Origin of the sequence: Rhizobium sp. BK650 (genome assembly GCF_014195325.1) — a bacterium.
Lineage (GTDB): Bacteria > Pseudomonadota > Alphaproteobacteria > Rhizobiales > Rhizobiaceae > Rhizobium.
The window spans coordinates 24,144-42,232 of sequence record NZ_JACIBK010000002.1; the positions used below are offsets into that span (position 1 = coordinate 24,144).

At 58.6% G+C, this 18,089-nt stretch carries 15 protein-coding genes and 1 tRNA gene; 9 read left to right on the forward strand and 7 right to left on the reverse strand.

Going from position 1 to position 18,089, the window contains the following annotated elements:
* Positions 1–38 precede the first annotated feature (38 nt).
* Both FHX15_RS04400 and FHX15_RS04405 read left to right on the forward strand, forming a co-directional pair.
* Positions 39–914, forward strand: a complete 876-nt coding sequence (locus tag FHX15_RS04400) for a choline kinase family protein (RefSeq protein ID WP_184394075.1) — start codon at positions 39–41, stop codon at positions 912–914.
* Positions 915–3,365, forward strand: a complete 2,451-nt coding sequence (locus tag FHX15_RS04405) for an FAD-dependent oxidoreductase (RefSeq protein ID WP_184394077.1) — start codon at positions 915–917, stop codon at positions 3,363–3,365.
* Positions 3,366–3,444: 79 nt separating this feature from the next.
* On the opposite strand, the gene FHX15_RS04410 is transcribed toward FHX15_RS04405, so the two are convergent.
* Positions 3,445–4,902: a mannitol dehydrogenase family protein gene (locus FHX15_RS04410; protein WP_184394079.1), complete on the reverse strand. Its 1,458-nt coding sequence runs from the start codon at positions 4,900–4,902 to the stop codon at positions 3,445–3,447.
* Positions 4,899–6,314, reverse strand: coding sequence for a glucuronate isomerase (gene uxaC / locus FHX15_RS04415; protein ID WP_184394081.1), 1,416 nt, complete (start codon positions 6,312–6,314; stop codon positions 4,899–4,901). Before uxaC ends, FHX15_RS04410 begins: the two co-directional genes overlap by 4 nt.
* Before the next feature lie 170 nt (positions 6,315–6,484).
* On the opposite strand from uxaC, the gene FHX15_RS04420 reads away from it, so the two are divergent.
* From FHX15_RS04420 to FHX15_RS04430, 3 genes are all read left to right on the forward strand, one after another.
* On the forward strand, positions 6,485–6,694 hold the full coding sequence (locus tag FHX15_RS04420; protein ID WP_007814119.1) for a SlyX family protein: 210 nt from the start codon (positions 6,485–6,487) through the stop codon (positions 6,692–6,694).
* 103 nt (positions 6,695–6,797) lie between these two features.
* Entirely contained in the window at positions 6,798–7,424 is a 627-nt protein-coding gene (locus FHX15_RS04425; RefSeq protein WP_184394083.1) for a ribonuclease D, read from the forward strand.
* A 225-nt stretch (positions 7,425–7,649) separates the two neighbouring features.
* Positions 7,650–9,173, forward strand: a complete 1,524-nt coding sequence (locus FHX15_RS04430; protein ID WP_184394085.1) for a hypothetical protein — start codon at positions 7,650–7,652, stop codon at positions 9,171–9,173.
* A 90-nt stretch (positions 9,174–9,263) separates the two neighbouring features.
* On the opposite strand, the gene rpsA is transcribed toward FHX15_RS04430, so the two are convergent.
* The 3 genes from rpsA to aroA all read right to left on the reverse strand — a co-directional run bounded on the left by rpsA (position 9,264) and on the right by aroA (position 13,327).
* Entirely contained in the window at positions 9,264–10,967 is a 1,704-nt protein-coding gene (gene rpsA, locus FHX15_RS04435; protein WP_112564859.1) for a 30S ribosomal protein S1, read from the reverse strand.
* Positions 10,968–11,145: 178 nt separating this feature from the next.
* The gene (gene cmk, locus FHX15_RS04440; RefSeq protein ID WP_184394087.1) at positions 11,146–11,790 is read right to left on the reverse strand and encodes a (d)CMP kinase; all 645 of its coding nucleotides are present in this window, start codon (positions 11,788–11,790) and stop codon (positions 11,146–11,148) included.
* A 184-nt stretch (positions 11,791–11,974) separates the two neighbouring features.
* Positions 11,975–13,327 (reverse strand): 3-phosphoshikimate 1-carboxyvinyltransferase, encoded by a 1,353-nt coding sequence (gene aroA, locus FHX15_RS04445; RefSeq protein ID WP_184394089.1) that lies wholly within the window; start codon positions 13,325–13,327, stop codon positions 11,975–11,977.
* Between the two features lie 274 nt (positions 13,328–13,601).
* Between aroA and FHX15_RS04450 the strand changes: the two genes are divergently transcribed.
* From FHX15_RS04450 to FHX15_RS04465, 4 genes are all read left to right on the forward strand, one after another.
* Complete coding sequence (locus FHX15_RS04450) at positions 13,602–13,982, forward strand: TIGR02300 family protein (protein ID WP_184394091.1); 381 nt, start codon at positions 13,602–13,604, stop codon at positions 13,980–13,982.
* A gap of 149 nt (positions 13,983–14,131) precedes the next feature.
* A tRNA-Ala gene (locus tag FHX15_RS04455) sits at positions 14,132–14,207 on the forward strand.
* Between the two features lie 406 nt (positions 14,208–14,613).
* Entirely contained in the window at positions 14,614–15,516 is a 903-nt protein-coding gene (locus FHX15_RS04460) for a macro domain-containing protein (protein WP_184394093.1), read from the forward strand.
* On the forward strand, positions 15,507–16,487 hold the full coding sequence (locus FHX15_RS04465) for a DarT ssDNA thymidine ADP-ribosyltransferase family protein (protein ID WP_184394095.1): 981 nt from the start codon (positions 15,507–15,509) through the stop codon (positions 16,485–16,487). The genes FHX15_RS04460 and FHX15_RS04465 overlap by 10 nt, the downstream gene beginning before the upstream one ends.
* Before the next feature lie 68 nt (positions 16,488–16,555).
* Here FHX15_RS04465 and FHX15_RS04470 read toward each other — a convergent pair whose 3' ends face one another.
* Both FHX15_RS04470 and FHX15_RS04475 read right to left on the reverse strand, forming a co-directional pair.
* Positions 16,556–17,497 carry an STM4504/CBY_0614 family protein gene (locus FHX15_RS04470; protein WP_184394097.1) on the reverse strand — a complete coding sequence of 314 codons (942 nt, stop codon included), beginning with the start codon at positions 17,495–17,497 and terminating at the stop codon, positions 16,556–16,558.
* Between the two features lie 100 nt (positions 17,498–17,597).
* Entirely contained in the window at positions 17,598–17,990 is a 393-nt protein-coding gene (locus tag FHX15_RS04475; protein ID WP_184394100.1) for a thermonuclease family protein, read from the reverse strand.
* Between the last annotated feature and the right edge of the window lie 99 nt (positions 17,991–18,089).

Genomic DNA, 18,089 nt, shown 5'->3' on the forward strand with positions numbered 1-18,089 from the left:
AGCCCATCATTTCCTTGAGGGTGATAAGGGGGATAGGCGTGACGCCTGAAGAGAGGATTCATGCGCTTGGCATCTGGCAGGGTCCGATCGACATAGTCCCGATCACGGGCGGCCTCACCAACCGGAACTACTTGGTGAGAGATGGCGCGAAGCGTCGCGTCGTTCGTCTCGGCGACGATATCCCCATCCACCACATCAACAGGCAGAACGAGCTTGCGGCAAGCCGCGCTGCGCATGCGGCGGGCATCTCGCCTGCGGTTATCCACCATGCGCCGGGCGTGCTGGTTCTCGATTTCATCGACGCCACGCCGCTGTCGCCTGATGATGTCAGAAGGCCGGAAACGCTTGCCCGTCTCATTCCATTGATCCGTGCCTGCCACAACGACATGGTCCGCCATTTTCGCGGCCAGGCGCTGATCTTCTGGGTTTTCCACGTGATCCGCGATTACATCGCAAACCTGAAGGCTGCGGGCAGTCCTCATGCGCCGTTGCTGAATGAGCTGCTTGCAAAAGCGGAGTGTCTCGAAGAGGCCGCAGGTCCCTTCGAGATTGTGTTCGGTCACAATGATCTGCTCGCTGCCAATTTCCTCGACGATGGCAGGCGGCTTTGGCTGATCGACTGGGATTATGCCGGCTTCAACACGCCGCTGTTCGATCTCGGCGGTCTTGCGTCCAACAGCGAGTTTTCCGAAGAGGCGGAGCGCCTCATGCTGGAGACCTATTTCGATCGGCCGCTGACGGATGATCTGAGCCGCCGCTACCAGGCCATGAAATGCGCCTCGCTGCTGCGCGAGACGCTGTGGAGCATGATCTCCGAAATCCATTCGACCATCGATTTCGACTACGCCACCTATACCGCCGAAAATCTCGCCCGCTTCGAACGTGCCTATCGGGCATTTGAACAGGATCATTGAATGACGAAGGAATTACCGAAGACGGCAAAGGCCGTGGTCATCGGCGGCGGTATCATCGGCTGCTCGACCGCCTATCATCTGGCCAAGCTCGGCTGGACCGATACGGTGCTGCTGGAACGCAAGAAGTTGACCTCCGGCACCACGTTCCACGCAGCGGGCCTCGTGGGGCAACTGCGCACAAGCGCAAATATCACCCAGCTTCTGGGATATTCCGTCGATCTTTACAAGAAGCTGGAAGCCGAGACCGGCCTTGGCACCGGCTGGAAGATGAATGGCGGCCTGCGGCTCGCCTGCAATGCGGAACGCTGGATCGAGGTCAAGCGCCAGGCGACGACAGCCCAGTCCTTTGGCCTCGAAATGCATCTCCTGACACCGCAGGAGGCCTTCGATCTCTGGCCGTTGATGACGACGGACGATCTCGTTGGCGCCGCCTACCTGCCGACGGACGGCCAGGCCAATCCCTCCGACATTACTCAGGCGTTGGCAAAAGGCGCCCGCATGGCCGGCGTCTCGATCTTCGAGGACACCGAAGTTCTCGATCTCGAAATTGACAAGGGCAGGATCCGCGCCGTCATCACTGCGCAAGGCCGCATCGAATGCGAGCGCGTGGTGGTCTGTGCCGGCCAATGGACCCGCAGTTTCGCCACCCGTTTCGGCGTCAACGTGCCTCTCGTCTCCGTCGAACATCAATACATCATCACCGAATCCTTCGGGGTGCCTTCCAATCTCCCGACACTGCGCGATCCCGATCGCCTCACCTATTACAAGGAGGATGTGGGTGGCATGGTCATGGGCGGCTATGAGCCGAATCCTATCGGCTGGGCTCTGGACGGAATACCCGAAGGTTTCCACTATACGCTGCTCGACAGCAACTTCGATCACTTCGAACAGATCATGGAGCAGGCGCTCGGTCGCGTGCCGGCACTCGAAAATGCGGGTATCAAGCAGCTTCTGAACGGGCCTGAGAGCTTTACGCCCGACGGCAACTTCATCCTCGGCGAGGCACCGGAACTGAAGAATTTCTTCGTCGGTGCCGGCTTCAACGCCTTTGGCATTGCGTCTGCCGGTGGCGCCGGCATGGCGCTTGCCGAATGGGTAACGAAGGGCGAGCCGCCCTATGATCTCTGGCCCGTCGATATCCGTCGCTTCGGCCGCCCGCATTTCGATACGGATTGGGTTCGCACCCGCACGCTCGAGGCCTACGGCAAGCACTACACACTTGCCTTCCCCTTCGAGGAATATGCAAGCGGCCGCCCCTGTCGAAAGTCGCCGCTCTATGACCGGCTGAAGTCGCAGGGTGCCTGCTTCGGCGAAAAGCTCGGCTGGGAGCGGCCGAACTGGTTTGCAGATCTCTTCGCCAATGAAGAGCCGAAGGACGTCTACACTTATGGTCGCCAGAACTGGTTCGATGCCGTCGGCCGCGAACACAAGGCGGTGCGCGAAGCAGCCGTCATCTTCGACCAGACGTCATTCGGCAAATTCGCGCTGAAGGGCAGGGATGCTGAAGCGGCACTGTCATGGATTGCCGCCAATGATGTCGCAAAGCCTGTGGGATCGCTGATCTACACGCAGATGCTGAACGACAAAGGCGGCATAGAATGTGATGTCACCTGCGCGCGCATCGCCGAAAACGAATATTACATCGTCACCGGTACCGGCTTTGCCACGCACGATTTCGACTGGATCTCGCGCAGCATTCCGGATGGTCTCCACGCCGAGCTCGTCGATGTCACCTCGGCCTATACCGTGCTCTCGCTGATGGGCCCGAATTCCCGCAGCATCCTGGAAAGAGTCACGACCAGCGACGTCTCCAACGCTGCCTTTCCCTTTGGCCGGGTCAAGACCATCGGCGTCGCCGGCTGCCCCGTGCGGGCGCTGCGCATAACCTATGTCGGCGAACTTGGCTACGAACTGCACGTGCCAATCGAATATGCGACGACCGTCTATGATGCGCTGATGGCGGCGGACGGGCAGTTCGGCCTCGTCAACGCCGGTTATCGCGCGATCGAGAGCTGCCGTCTGGAAAAGGGCTATCGCGCCTGGGGTTCTGAAATCGGTCCTGATCATACGCCCATCGAAGCTGGGCTAGGCTGGGCGGTGAAGACAAGCAAAACTACGCGCTTCAAGGGGCGGGCGGCGATCGAGCGGCAACTCGAAAGCGGTCTGAAGAAGATGCTCGCCTGCTTCGTGCCTGATGATCCTGATATCGTGCTGCTCGGCCGCGAAACCATCTATCGTGACGGAAAGCGCGTCGGTTGGCTTTCCAGCGGCGGCTTCGGCTACACTATGGGAAAACCGATCGGTTACGGCTACGTGCGTCACCCTGATGGTGTAACGGAGGATTTGGTTCTCTCCGGCACTTATGAGCTGGATGTAGCCCGCGAACGTGTGCCTTGCAAGCTTTCGCTAAAGCCGCTCTATGACCCGGAAATGAAGCGGATTAAGGCCTAGACGATTGCGGTGAAAACCGATTTCCCTTGACGCTTTCTCATCCCATGGCGGCCACGGGATGAGAAAGGCGCGCAGCGCTTCAGTAAAGGGGCAGCCTGCTGTCCTGGATAAGAATCTCTAGCTTGTTCGCCACGTCCTCAGTCCAGGCGATGTTCCCGGTCAGCGCCTTCGGAAACAGGCCTGGCAGCTTGAACAGCGCAGCCGAGACCGCCGCGCCATTGCGCGGCACTTCCGCGATCAAGGCCGCAATCTCCCCAGCGCGAGGGTCGCGCAGCTCATAGCGCTCGCCATTGCGGTCGATGCCCGTCGCATAGCGCATCCAGGCCGCGACGGCGATCGCATAGGTCTCCGCCTTGCTGCCCCTGGCAAGTGCTTCCGTTGCCGGTTCCAGCAGGCGCTGCGGCAGCTTCTGTGTGCCGTCCATGGCGATCTGGTAGGTGCGGTGCGCGATCGCCTTGTTTGCAAAGCGTGCTATCAATTCGTCCGCATAGACGTCGAGATCGATACCGGGAACCGGATCCAGCGTTGCCGCCGCGGCATTCATGTGCCGGCGCGCAAGCGCTGCCAGTCCTGCATCATCCATCACGTCACGGACAAATTCATAGCCTGCTATGTAGCCAAGATAGGCGAGGAGCGAATGCGCGCCATTCAGCATACGCAGCTTCATCTTCTCATAAGCCGAGACTTCCTCGACCATCAGCGCGCCATGAACCTTTTCCCAGGCCGGACGGCCGTTGGCGAAATGATCCTCGATCACCCATTGGGTAAAGGGTTCCGTCTCGATCGCCGCGAGGTCGGTGCGACCAGTCAGCCGCTTGGCATCGGCATAGGTTACGTCGGTGCTTGCCGGCGTGATACGGTCGACCATCGTGGACGGGAAGGGCACGTTCGCTTCAATCCAGTCATGCAGGTCGGTATCGATGCGAGAGGCGAATTCCAGCACCAGACGCTTCAACACCGCACCATTGCTCGGCAGGTTGTCGCAGCTGAGCGGCGTAAAGGGCGCGATACCCTTCTGCCGGCGCCGTGCCAGACCTTCGACGACATAGCCGATGACGCCGCGCGGCGCATGCCGGTTGGCGAGGTCGGCGACGATATCGGGATGCTTGAGATCGAGCCCGCCTGTCGCCGGATCGAAGCCATAGGCCTTTTCGGTCACTGTCATGCTGACGATGCGGATATCAGGATCTTCGAGCCGCGCCAGCAGGCCCGCCGGATCGCGGGGCGCCACATGTGCTCCAAGGATCGAGCCGATGACATGAGCCGTCGTGCCCGATGTATCGCGGATCAGCACGGTATAGAGCCCGTTCTGGGCGGAGAGGTTATCCGCGACATCGGGCGTGCGCAGGCTCGCCACCTCGATGCCCCAGTCGCCGCCAGCGGCTGCCAGCGCGCCATCCGTGAAAGGCGCGAAATGGGCTCGGAAGAAGGCGCCGGGACCGAGATGGAGGATGCCGGCCTTCAGCGCACTCCGGTCATAGGCAGGAAGCTTCGCCGTCGGCGCAAGGTCGGTCACGTTCTGTAATCTGTCACTCACAGTTTGTAGGCCTTCTTCGCATTGTCATAGGAAAGTTCGCGCGCGACGATCTCGGCTTCCTTTTTGGAAATCCGATGCTCGACCGCCAGCTGTGCCAGGAAACGGCAAATCTCGCGGCGCCAGACGTCGTGGCGGGCGGGAATCGATAGCAGGGCACGGGTATCGTCGTTGAAGCCGGCGAGGTTGGCGAAACCGGCCGTCTCCACGACCTGATCGAGATAACGGCGGATGCCGAGCGGGCTGTCATGGAACCACCAGGGTGGCCCGATCATCAGGCAGGCCCAGTGGCCGGCCATTGGCGCCAGCTCGCGGGCATAGGTCGTCTCGTCAAGCGTGAAGAGCAGGATACGCAGATCAGGCGCATGACCGTACTTCGACAGCAACGCATTGAGGCCGCCGACCCAGTCTGTTCGCGTCGGAATATCGGCGCCCATATTCGGTCCGCGCGTTTCGAAAAGGGCACGGTCGGTATTACGGCGCGAGCCGGCATGGATCTGCATCACCATGCCGTCTTCGGCAGAAAGGCCGGCCATCTCCGTCATCATCTGCCCGCGGAAAAGTTCCGCGTCTTCGGCTGAAAGCGGCCCCTTCAGTGCCTTTTCAAGCAGTGCCTGCTTTTCAGCAAGCGGCAGGTCGGCGGTAAAGGCACTCGGCACCCCGTGGTCCGTCGCCGTCGCGCCGAATTGACGGAAATAGGCGCGCCGCTTGCGATGAGCTTCAATCAGGCCGCCCCATTTGGTAATATCGCAGGTGGTGATCTCTCCAAGCTTGATCAGATTGTCGCGGAAGCCGAGTGCGTCGGGATCGGTGACGCTGTCAGGCCGGTAGGTCGTGCGGACTTTGCCGATCCAGCCGTCCGCAGCCATCTTCTGATGGTGCGGCAGCGGATCGAGCGCACCTTCCGTCGTGGCGATCGTTTCGATGCCGAAGCGCTGATGCAGAGCCCGCGGCCGGAACTCCAGAAGCCTGAGCTGTGCGTTGATGTGGTCGTAGAGCGCGTCGGCATTCTCAGCCGTCAGCGGTTCGGTGCATCCGAGCACGGCCGACATGGCATGATCGACCCAGAGGCTCGAAGGCGTTCCGCGGAAAAGGTGATACTGGGCGGCAAAAGCACGCCAGATATCGCGGCCGCTGGAAACCGACTTGCCGTCGAGACGCGGCACGCCGAGCTGGTCGAGTTTTGTGCCGGTGCTGTGCAGCATACGGAAGAGGTAATGGTCGGGAATAACGAGCAGCGACGAGGCGTCTTCGAAGGCCTTGTCGTCAGCGAACCAAGACGGTTCGGTATGTCCGTGCGGGCTGACGATCGGAAGCGCACGCACAGTCTCATAGAGATCGCGCGCTATTGTTCGCGTCGCCGGATCGGCGGGAAAGAGCCGGTCCGGATGAAGAAAGCCATTGCCTACATCCATCAGTTTTCCTCCCAGGTGGATAACGGCCTACCCCACATCCTCAGAGGCGGCAAGGGCTTTTAGTAACCAGACGGTCCACTTTCGGAATCGTTTTCGCTGTGACTCGAACCCATTGACGCTCCGGCGTATTTCGGCTTTGGAATGGGACCGGATCTCAGGGGAGAAAGCCGATGTCCGACGAGGCAGCCCGCATCACAAGACTCGAGGAAATGCTGGCCCATCAGGCAAAGACGATCGACGAGCTTTCCGATCAACTTGCCGAGCAATGGAAGGTCATGGAGCAGACTCGCGCCAAACTTGACCGATTGACGGAGCGCTTCTTGAGTCTGGAGGAACAATCGCTGGAAGCGCCGGCGATCACCAAACCGCCGCACTACTGAGCGGCTATGTCGCACCCGAAGGCGGCCTGCAGCAGGAAAGCGGTTTCGCGCTTTCGCCCTTTGCGATATAGCCGGAAAGACGAAGCTGAACGAGAGACATCCCATGGCGGCCACTATCCGTTATCACCAGGGCGATATTTCCGCGGCGGATGCCGCCCGTTACACCGGTGCGATCGCGATCGATACCGAAACGCTGGGCCTCGTGCCGCGCCGGGACCGCCTCTGCGTCGTGCAGCTCTCGCCAGGTGACGGCTCTGCTGATGTGATCCGCATCGCGGCCGGTCAGAAACAAGCGCCGAATCTCATTGCGCTGCTTGCAGATCCGTCGCGCCAGAAGATCTTCCACTACGGTCGCTTCGATATCGCTGTGCTCTTCCATACCTTCGGTGTCACCACCACGCCGGTCTTCTGCACGAAGATCGCCTCCCGTCTGACCCGCACCTACACGGATCGTCACGGCCTTAAGGATATTCTCAAGGAAATGCTCGAGGTCGATATCTCAAAAGCCCAGCAATCTTCCGATTGGGCTGCCGAAACACTCTCGCAGGCGCAGCTCGAGTACGCCGCCTCCGACGTGCTTTACCTCCACGCGCTGCGCAACAAGCTGAATGAGCGCCTTGTCCGAGATGGCCGCCTGGAACACGCGACGGCCTGCTTCGAATTTCTGCCGACGCGCGCCAAGCTCGACCTTCTCGGCTGGGAAGAGGCAGACATCTTCGCCCATAGCTGACATCGGCCCCTTATCCGACATGCACCTGCGGCCCTAGACTGGTGTCTGCGGCCATTAGGCGTTCGTTAAGACATTTTCAGTAACATTATCTTCAATTTTTATGCATTCGACGGTGCAACACGCGCCGATGCGGACAGGAGGATCTGCCGGGATGCAAGAGACCGGATGAGCGCGGTCTCTTTGTAGAACCTGCTTTCATAGCCACTTTGCGAAAGGAGCATGCCTGTGTTGTCTCCCATTCGTTCAGCGTCCAATGCAAGCCTTTCTTCTCAGGGTCAGACGGCGGCAATCGTTGCCGGTGGCCTTAGCCGTTCGGTGGTCGCCCCCACCCCGGTGAACGCAGTTGAAGCAGCCGATCTGAATTCCGCGATTGCCGGCAAGCTAAATATTCTGCTCATCGCCGCGCGTCAGCGCATGATTGAAGCACTTCTCGACATCATCAATGCAACGGGACGTACCATCACGTTGCAGCGCGGCGAAGGTGAATCCGACCAGGCCTTTTCGATCCGCGTCGCTGATGCCATCCGTCGCATGCCCGACGCCGAGATCGATGCGGTCGAACGCCAGCTCTCCGATGACGGGCATGGCCTGCCGCTGAGGATGATCGCCGCGGCGCTCAAGGAACCAACCGGTCCGGAGGCTGCCCGCGTCATTGCCTATCTTGAGATTGTCAACTACAAGGAGAGGGATCTCGCAGCCCGCGCTGTAGTCCGCTCTTATCGCCAGAACGACGCCGCGCCGCTGCCGCGCGCCGAACCGCGGCCGGAAATCAAGCTTCAGGGAGAAAACCTGCCCGCTATACGTCAGCCCGCAGCAAAACCGGCCGAAAATGCAGCGATGCCTGCTGCCGAAGAAATCGTTCCAGCCGAAGCAGCTGTCGTCGTGACGATCGACCCCGATGTGGAGGCCCCGGAAGCCGATAGTCGATCCGCGACAGCGGCGCATGACGTTTCATTGCAGATAGCCGTGCCGAGAGAGACGGAAGAAGTTCAGACTGAAGCGGCAGGGCAGGTGGCCGAGCCGGAACGGGCCCGACCCGCCACAAAGCAGCAGACAATCTCCGCCAAGGCTGATCCGGTTATCCCGCGCAGCTGGACCGGTATCGCCAGCTCCATGACCGAGCAGGTTTCGCAAAAGATCGCAACGGTCATCCGCGAGCAGGAGGCTACTGTCCTGCTGACGGATATGCCTGTCGAAGCTGCCGTCGAAATCGATGCTATGCTGGACGAGGCCGTTATCAGCGACGCGACGGAGAGCCTGGTTCGCACAAGCCGGGAGGATGTGATCGAACCCGCATCGGCCCAGGCCGTCCAAGCTTCCAGCCCGTCCCAGGCGGAGCTCGAAACAGCCGCCCAGACGACGCGTCCTCCCAGGGACATTGCCGCTCAGCCGCAGCCGGTTCCTCCCTCGGCGGTCGAGATACCCTCATACATTCCGCTCGCAGCACGTATGCCGGATGGTCTGCCCTACGCCCAGACGCCGTACCAGTTCGCTCGTGACGAATATAAGGCGGCCAAGGCCGATGAGCCGCCTCATCGCCATCACGAAAATGGCGACTCTCAGGATCAGCAGCAACAGCAGCAGGCACAATCCGGTCAGGGCGGCGAGGAGCAGCAGGCGGGGGAGGGCGAAGCCCCGCGTGATGAGCGGCGCCAGCCGAAGATGTTCGATCCCGATGCGTCGACCGCACCGGCAACAGTCGCCGACCCGGTCTATGCCCTCTACCAGCGCATGGTCGGCTGGGAATAATCCGATCGGAAATTCAGAAAATCTCCCAAAACGAAAGAACCCGCCGAATCGCTCCGGCGGGTTCTTCATGTCTAAGGGATCAGCGAAGGATTATTCGCCGCCGCGGTTCTTCAGAGCCGCACCCAGGATGTCGCCGAGCGAAGCACCCGAGTCGGACGAACCGAACTGAGCAACGGCTTCCTTCTCTTCCGCGATTTCCAGAGCCTTGATGGACAGCATGATCTTGCGGTCCTTCTTGGAGAAGTTGGTGACGCGAGCGTCAACCGTCTGGCCGATCGAGAAGCGTTCCGGACGCTGCTCGTCGCGATCGCGAGCGAGGTCGGCGCGACGGATGAAGGAAGTGATGTCTTCGTGGTTGACGAGCTTCACTTCGATACCGCCGTCGTTGACAGCGATGACTTCAGCCGAAACGACGGCGTTCTTGCGCAGGTCGCCGGAAGCGGCGGCTTCACCGACCGAGTCCTTGCCAAGCTGCTTGATGCCGAGCGAAATGCGCTCCTTTTCGACGTCGACGTCAAGAACGACTGCCTTGACGACGTCGCCCTTGTTGTACTCTTCGATGACCTGCTCGCCCGGACGGTTCCAGTCGAGGTCGGAGAGGTGCACCATGCCGTCGACATCGCCGTCGAGGCCGATGAACAGGCCGAATTCGGTCTTGTTCTTGACTTCGCCTTCGACTTCCGTGCCGGCCGGATGGCTGCGGGCGAATGCTGCCCACGGGTTTTCCAGCGTCTGCTTGAGGCCGAGCGAAATACGGCGCTTGGACGGATCGACTTCGAGAACGACGACTTCGACTTCCTGGCTCGTGGACAGGATCTTGCCGGGATGGACGTTCTTCTTGGTCCAGGACATTTCCGAGATATGAATCAGGCCTTCGATGCCCGGCTCCAGCTCGACGAACGCACCGTAGTCGGTGATGTTCGTAACGGTACCGGAAATCTTCTTGCCTTCCGGATACTTGGCCTGGATGCCATCCCACGGATCGGACTCGAGCTGCTTCATGCCGAGCGAGATACGGTGGGTTTCCTGGTTGATGCGGATGATCTGAACCTTGACCTGCTGGCCGATGTTCAGGATTTCCGACGGATGGTTCACACGGCGCCATGCCATGTCGGTGACGTGCAGCAGGCCGTCGATGCCGCCGAGGTCCACGAACGCACCGTAATCGGTGATGTTCTTGACGACGCCGTCAACAACCTGGCCTTCTTCGAGGTTCTGAACGATTTCAGAACGCTGCTCGGCACGGGACTCTTCCAGAACCGTACGGCGCGAAACCACGATGTTGCCGCGGCGCTTGTCCATCTTGAGGATTTCGAAGGGCTGCGGGTTGTGCATCAGCGGGGTGACGTCGCGGATCGGACGGATATCGACCTGAGAACGCGGCAGGAAGGCGATCGCACCGTCGAGGTCGACCGTGAAGCCGCCCTTGACCTGGTTGAAGATAACGCCTTCGACGCGCTCGCCAGCTTCGAACTTGGCTTCGAGCTTGATCCAGCTTTCTTCGCGGCGAGCCTTCTCGCGCGACAGAACAGCTTCGCCAAGCGCGTTTTCGATGCGCTCGACGTAAACTTCGACTTCGTCGCCGACCTTCAGCGAACCGTCCTTGGCACGTGCGCCAAATTCCTTGAGCGCGATGCGGCCTTCGACCTTCAGGCCAACGTCAACAACGGCGACATCCTTTTCGATGCCCGTGACGATACCCTTGGTAACATAGCCTTCAGCCAGATCGTTCTTGGCAAAGGACTCTTCGAGAAGGGCCGCGAAATCCTCGCGAGAGGGAGTTGCTACTGACATAAAATCTCCTGCGTGGCCTTCGATAGCTTCAAGGCTCACGTATGCGCCGGTTGGTTCGTGTTGAATGGGCCTGAACCCAGTCCGCCTTCTTTCAGGAAGGCAATCCGGCGCTTGGACGGAATTTCAGGCTTGCTTTCGCATGAGCGTCCCGCGCATGAAGCGCGGAAAATCGCTTGAGTTAGGCATTTCGGCTCAAGGCAGCGTCGATAATCGACTTAGCAGCTTGAAACGCGGCTTCTATACTCATTTCTGAGGTGTCAAGCAAGTGCGCATCGACTGCCGGTTTCATTGGGCTGTCCGCCCGGTTCATGTCGCGATCGTCGCGCCGTTTGACGTCTTCGAAGATCGCTTCGAAATCCGCTGATCCGCCCTTGCCGATAATCTCGTCGTAACGGCGCTTCGCACGGACTTCCGGCGACGCCGTCACATAGAGTTTCACCGGGGCATCTGGGCAAACGACGGTGCCGATATCGCGCCCATCGAGAACCGCCCCCGGCGCTTTCTCGGAAAACCGCCGCTGCGCCTCGACCAGCGCCCGGCGAACCGCCGGCATCACGGCAATCTTCGAGGCGGCTTCACCGATCTCGTGTCTCGACAATATATCGCGATCCAGACCTGCCAGTTCAACCTCGCGCGCCATCTTTTCAGCCACCACTTCATCGTCGAGCGGCAGTCCCGCATCGATCAGCGCCTTGGCCGTTGCCCGATAGGTGAGGCCGGTGTCGAGGTGATGGAAGCCGTATTGCTCAGCGATCTCTCGCGAAAGCGTGCCTTTACCCGCCGCGGCCGGGCCGTCGATAGCGATGACGAAGCTGTCGGTCATGAAATCATCCCGTGCCGAGGCCGCCATAACGGCGTACCAGTTCCTGCATCTCCGCTTGCTCTGCCATTTCCTCCAAGCCCTTGGCAACACCCTCAAGGTCGGAAACCGACCGGTTTTGACTCAGCAGGCTAGGCGCATGTTTACGCCGAGATCATCTTCGCCAATATGCGCTGGCTGGTACATGTCAGACCTGCTCGATCCTTCCGCCCAGGCTCTTCATCAGATTCATGAACTGCGGAAAGCTGGTGGTAATCATATTGCTGTCATCGATCCCGACAGGATGCTCCGAAGCCAGTCCCATGACAAGGAAGCTCATTGCGATACGATGGTCGAGATGCGTGATGACCCGCTCGCCGGCAGCATTACCAAGTCCCTTGCCGTCAGGCCGGCCGGTTACAGAAAGCCAGTCCCGACCCTCCTCGCATTCGACACCGTTGAGCTTGAGCCCATCAGCGATGGCAGAGAGACGATCGGATTCCTTGCCCCTCAATTCCTGCAGACCGTTCATGATGGTTTTGCCTTTCGCGAAGGCGGCGGCAACGGCAAGCGCAGGATATTCATCGATCATCGTTGGCGCACGCTCTGCCGGTACGCTGACGCCTGTCAATTCTGAGTGGCGCACACGCAGATCCGCCACATCCTCCCCGCCTGCAAAGCGCGGATCGCGGATTTCGATATCGGCGCCCATCTCCTGCAACGTCAGGATCAGCCCGGTTCGTGTCGGGTTCATCAGTACATTGGAAATGATGATGTCGGAGCCCGGCACCAGCAAAGCCGCCACGAGCGGGAAAGCGGCGGAGGAAGGATCGCCCGGCACCTCGATAATCTGGCCGGTCAGCCTGCCACGGCCCTGCAGCCGGATCGTCCGTGCACCATCCTCGCCGGTTTCGGCCGACAGCTCCGCGCCGAAGCCGGCCAGCATCTTTTCTGTATGGTCACGCGTGATCGCCGGTTCGATGACCGTCGTCACACCCGGTATATTGAGCCCGGCAAGCAGTATTGCTGACTTCACTTGCGCCGAGGCGACGGGCAGGGTGTAGCGGATCGGCGCCGGCGTTTCAGGTCCGCGCAGCATGACCGGCAGGCGATCGCCCTCCATGGCCTTTACCTGCACGCCCATGCGGTGCAACGGATCGAGCACGCGGCCCGTTGGCCGGCGGGAGAGCGAGGCGTCACCGACAAAGACGGTGTCGAAATCATAGACGCCGGCTAGGCCCATGATCAAACGCGCCCCCGTGCCGGCATTGCCGAAATCGAGCGGAGCCTCCGGTGCCAGCAACGCTCCATTGCCGGTCCCGTTGACGATCCATTTGTCGCCGTCCTTGCGGATCACGGCCCCCATCGCCTGCATCGCCTTGCCGGTATTGAGGACATCCTCGCCTTCGAGAAGGCCGGAAATACGAGTTTCACCCGATGCCAGCCCGCCGAGCATGAGCGCGCGATGCGAGATCGACTTGTCGCCGGGGATGCGAACGGTTCCGGAAAGGCTAGAGGATTTGCGGGCAATGGCCGGTTTCAGTGTGGAACCCTGCGACATGGGTTAATCCCTGCAAAGGCGATATATTCACGCCGCTCACAATTCAGTGCCAGCATATTCTTCCTGCAAGCTCGGCGGCAATTGCGGCTGGTTAGCACAAACCTGCCGAGCGGTCATCCGCAATGCCGGGCAAAAGCCTGATGTGCCAGATGAAGTTTAGCTTTGACACGGGAAGCCGTTGCGATTAAGGGGACCGGCTTATAAATTCCGAATAGAACGCCGGTTTGACGGCATTTGCCGAATCTCGCATTCGGCCATTCTCACGAGGCTTATAGTGGCGAAAGCGGAACTTGGAACCAAGCGCACCGATCCGGAAACCGGCAAGAAGTTCTACGACCTGAACCGGGACCCGATCGTTTCTCCTTACACGGGCAAGTCCTACCCTCTGTCCTTCTTTGAAGAAACTTCGGCCATCGCTGAAGTTCAGGACGAAGATGAGGTTGCAGAGGTCGATACCGAAAACACCGAAGTCGAACTGGTTTCGCTCGAGGACGCCGATGACGGTGCGTCTGGCGACGACATCCCGGACATCGGTGATGACGATGTCGAAATCGAAGGCGATGACGACGATACCTTCCTCGAAGCAGATGAAGATGACGAAGATGACGACATGAGCGACATCATCGGCGTCACCGGTGACGAAGACGAAGTCTGACAAGACGAATACCGGCCCGGACGACAAAAAATTTCTGGGCCGGATTTTTTAGGCTTGCTATCTGCGAAAACCGCAAGTAATAAGCCGCCACTCTGGAGGAAACGCCCTCCGGAACATCCCAGGACCGGCGCAGGCCGGACCACCCTGATGGGGCTATAGCTCAGCTGGGAGAGCGCTTGCATGGCATGCAAGAGGTCAGCGGTTCGATCCCGCTTAGCTCCACCAAATCACACGTCGATCAATTTATAGCTGGAAAATCAACCGGATAAAGCGTTACTGCGTTTGCGTAAGTACCCATTTAAGTACCCAGCGCAGGTCCCATCGTTGGTCCCCGGCCCGAGTTGACGAATGCTCGATGCAAGCTTCAGGGTATACCTTCGGTAAAATGCGCTTCGGCTTCGCCTATCTTCATGCGAACAAAAAGGTGTGCAACAATCCCGCTCGAAGGGGTGTGCAGGTTGACTGGCTTCCTGAAAGGCGATTCGTAGTGACTTTGGTTGCTCCGGCAGGCGCAATAATTCCTTCACCAAGGTTGGCTTGAGGGTTGGCATTACGCTCTCGGTTCCGCTATGTTCTTATTTTGTTCTCGTGATGGCGGGAAGCCGATAAGAAAACCAAGAGGTAAATAACTATGCTGGTTTATCGACGCACCGATCTATTTTCCTCTCCGGCACAGACGCTGGTTAATACCGTCAACTGCGTCGGCGTAATGGGAAAGGGAATCGCGAAGGAGTTCAAGGACCGTGATCCCGACATGTTCGCTGCTTACAAGCGACTATGCGACGACAAGCGTTTATCGCCGGGAAAGCTGTGGCTGTGGAGGGGGGCCAATTACTTAACACTCAATTTTCCAACTAAGATGCACTGGAGGAATCCGTCGAAGTTGGAATGGATAGAAGCCGGATTGAAGAAATTCGCTTCCTCCTATGCTGATGTCGGGATTGAGGAGATTTCGTTTCCGCGACTTGGTTGCGGCAATGGTGGCCTGAACTGGGACGATGTCCGTCCTCTTATGGAGAGATACCTCAAACCTTTGCCCATCAGCGTCTACATTCACGACTATACCGTAGACGTGGGCCTCCCTGAGCACCTGGAACACCTAGCAAAAGACCTCAAGGCTTCAACACGTGAACTGACCTTTGAGAGCTTCCTGTCAGATCTTGTAAAGGCTGTAGATCTTTCAGGCGATAAGCTTGTTGATCTGGTGACTCACAGGCCGATGCGCGCTCATATAATTGACGACGACCTGCGAATTGACACCGACCATGCGTCTTGGACGTTCGAGCGGGACGATCTGCGGAGCGCCTGGATCAGTCTTGTTAAGGGACTCCTAACGAAAGATGAACTGAGTTGGGGAGACGAGGGGAGCCCGTTGCTCTCCTTGTTGAGCATTCTTCCGCAAGTACGACCTATCGAGATCCACCGGTCGGAAGAAGCCTCACCGGAGCTGGCGATCGAGTTAGATCCCCGCAGTCGTGGAACTGCGCAGATCCCACAGCCAAAATCCGGTCAATTGGAGATGGCATGGCACTGACCGAAGGGGCTGTCGAAGCCCACATAGCGGTGTGGGAAGGCTGGCTATCACAACCACAGCATATCGCTCATCGTGCGCGGTGGCCAAATTACCTTTTCCACCACAGCCCCTTGCAAAACGCGATTGAAATACTTCGGTCGGGACAGTTGCGGTCTCGGAATGATCCGAACAATCCTCATCCGGTGGACGTTGCTGCGCCCGGAGTTATTGATGCACGCCATGAAGCGCACGAATTTGTGAGGCTATATTTTCGACCCTGCACGCCGACCCAGTATCGAATAGAGGGAATCCGTAAAGCTGGCGAAGCAAAGTACGGTGATCAATCTCACGCGCCGTTTCTGGTGATGTTTGTTCTGGACGCCAGATCGATTTTGACGCGCGCCGGCACGTACTTCAGTGACCGCAACATGCAGGCCGGTGGGGGCTTTGGCGACACCCCCGAATACTTTGCCAGCATTCCGTTCGCGAAAGTTTACCATATGGGCGGCACAAGCCATGATATGTCAATTATCCAACATCGTTGCGCGGAAGTCCTGGCAGCATCACCAATGCCGCTCAGCGAAACGATGCAATGGGTTTACTGTCGATCAACGGCTGAACGCGAAACTCTGATCTATCATCTTCGTGGCTTACAAATCGATTGGTCCAGGCTCGTGATTTCTGACGACCTGAAGGTCTTCCAGCGTGAGTATACCTTCGTAGAAAACGTCAGATTGAGCAGCAACGGCCTTATATTTCAGCTAAATCCTCGTCTGGATGGTGCCACGGTTTCTATCGACCTTAGGATCTGGGATTCTGCAGATAGACTTGTAGCCACCTTCTCCAAAAGCGATTTCCCTCCTCTTCCGCCCGCAGCTCTGCAATGGCGTCATGCGTGCGTGTTGGGTCCAGGTAATTATCGAGTGCGAATAATGCTCGAAGGCCATCTTGCATATCTCAATGAACTGAGCCTCGATGATCCGCTTTTCTGACCGTATTGTCCTGCTATGGCGAGGTAAATCTCCGCAAATCTAGGATCGGGCCACCACAGCCACTGAGCTCAGCCGTAAGGCAGGCTCTGCTCTGCCGTCGTGAGAAAGACGAGGGTCGAGGCTGTCATGTGCAACATGTAGGCAGCCATATGGTCGGGGACGGTAGTGGGGATCGCTCCCTGCCCGTGTCCGCTCTGCTTGTTGCGGCCTGTGGGGATGCTGCTTTCGAGGAGGCCCCGAAGAGAGGCGAACTGGTTCTGCCAGAATGGCGGCACGAGGCCCTCAGCATACAGAACATCGATTAACGCCTTGGCCGTGTCTCCTGGCTTGTAGGCCCAGCTTCGCTTGTCGCAGATCGCCTTCATGGTGCTCTCGAAAGCCTTGAGGCAGTCGTTCAGCGCCTCCTTGTTTCTGCCTTCGCGGTAATGCTGATAAGCATTCAGGAACTCCTGATGCGGACCGGCGTATTCATTGGTGTTCAATAGCCGCAGGGCAGGCTTGACGGCCTCGGCATGTATAAGTTCCGAGTCTACCCGGACGATCTCGTCATCGACGAACTGATATCCGACTGCATTTTCCTTGAACCTGATGTTGAGGTCGGAAATCGCCGCATTCGCTCGTTCGTTGTAACCATGCCTGTTCATATGGTCGATAGTGCGAGTAAAACGATCTATGAACTTGAACGCCAATTCAATCACGTCTAGGCAGGCCTCAACGTTTCCCTCGAAAAGAAAATATTCTGTCAGCTCTTTATAGGGGTTCACATACTTTGAAGCTGGCGGCAGATGGAAAACACCCATCTCCTCTCGCAGGGTATTTACTAGTAGAGAATAGCCTTTCGTGACCCTGAAATGGTCGTGCATTGATTGTTCATAGTTGCCTATCGTGCGGTCCATTATATGAATTATTTGGACTTTGAGCTTCCTCGGTATCTCTTCGTATTGGTAGACATCGGTATCGCCGCCCCGAAGCTGCGCTTGTCGTTTTGAATAAAGCTCGTGTACTGCCATGCGAATCGCCTTACCTCTTTACCGAGCATTCAGCCACGCTTGCACATCTCCGTCCAGCAATACCAAAAGGCGCACCCCCACAAAACGCCCGCCCGTCCTTTCATCCTTTGATATACTCTCCTCGGCACCAATCGTTTTTATGCCGGGGTCTCCATTCGCGGGCGAACCCTTCCGCCAAAAGCATCGCCCCCAGCTCCCGGCCATCCTCCCGATAGATGTTCACGAGTGGCCGCTGGGCTGGCGTATTGTCGATGCCTTTGATTTCGATCCGAAGGCCGCGCTCCTTAAGTAGCTCCTTGAGCCGCCCTTTGGCTATCAGTGCAAGCTTCCTCTCTTTGATACACTTAGCATGACTGCCAATCTCAGGGGTATCTATCCCCCAAACAAACGGAACGCCGCCACCGAGCAGCCGCATGAGCTGCCCGTCGCAACGCACAGTGTCACCGTCCACGGCAGTCAACGAGGCGCATATCATCACTGTGCTGGCTATCATTGTGCGCGCACCGGCATACTTGAGGGCTGCTTGTGGGGGTAATGCTCCCAGCACCACCAGATCGTTTTAGCTGCTCGTCCGGTGGATAGCCCAAAGCCA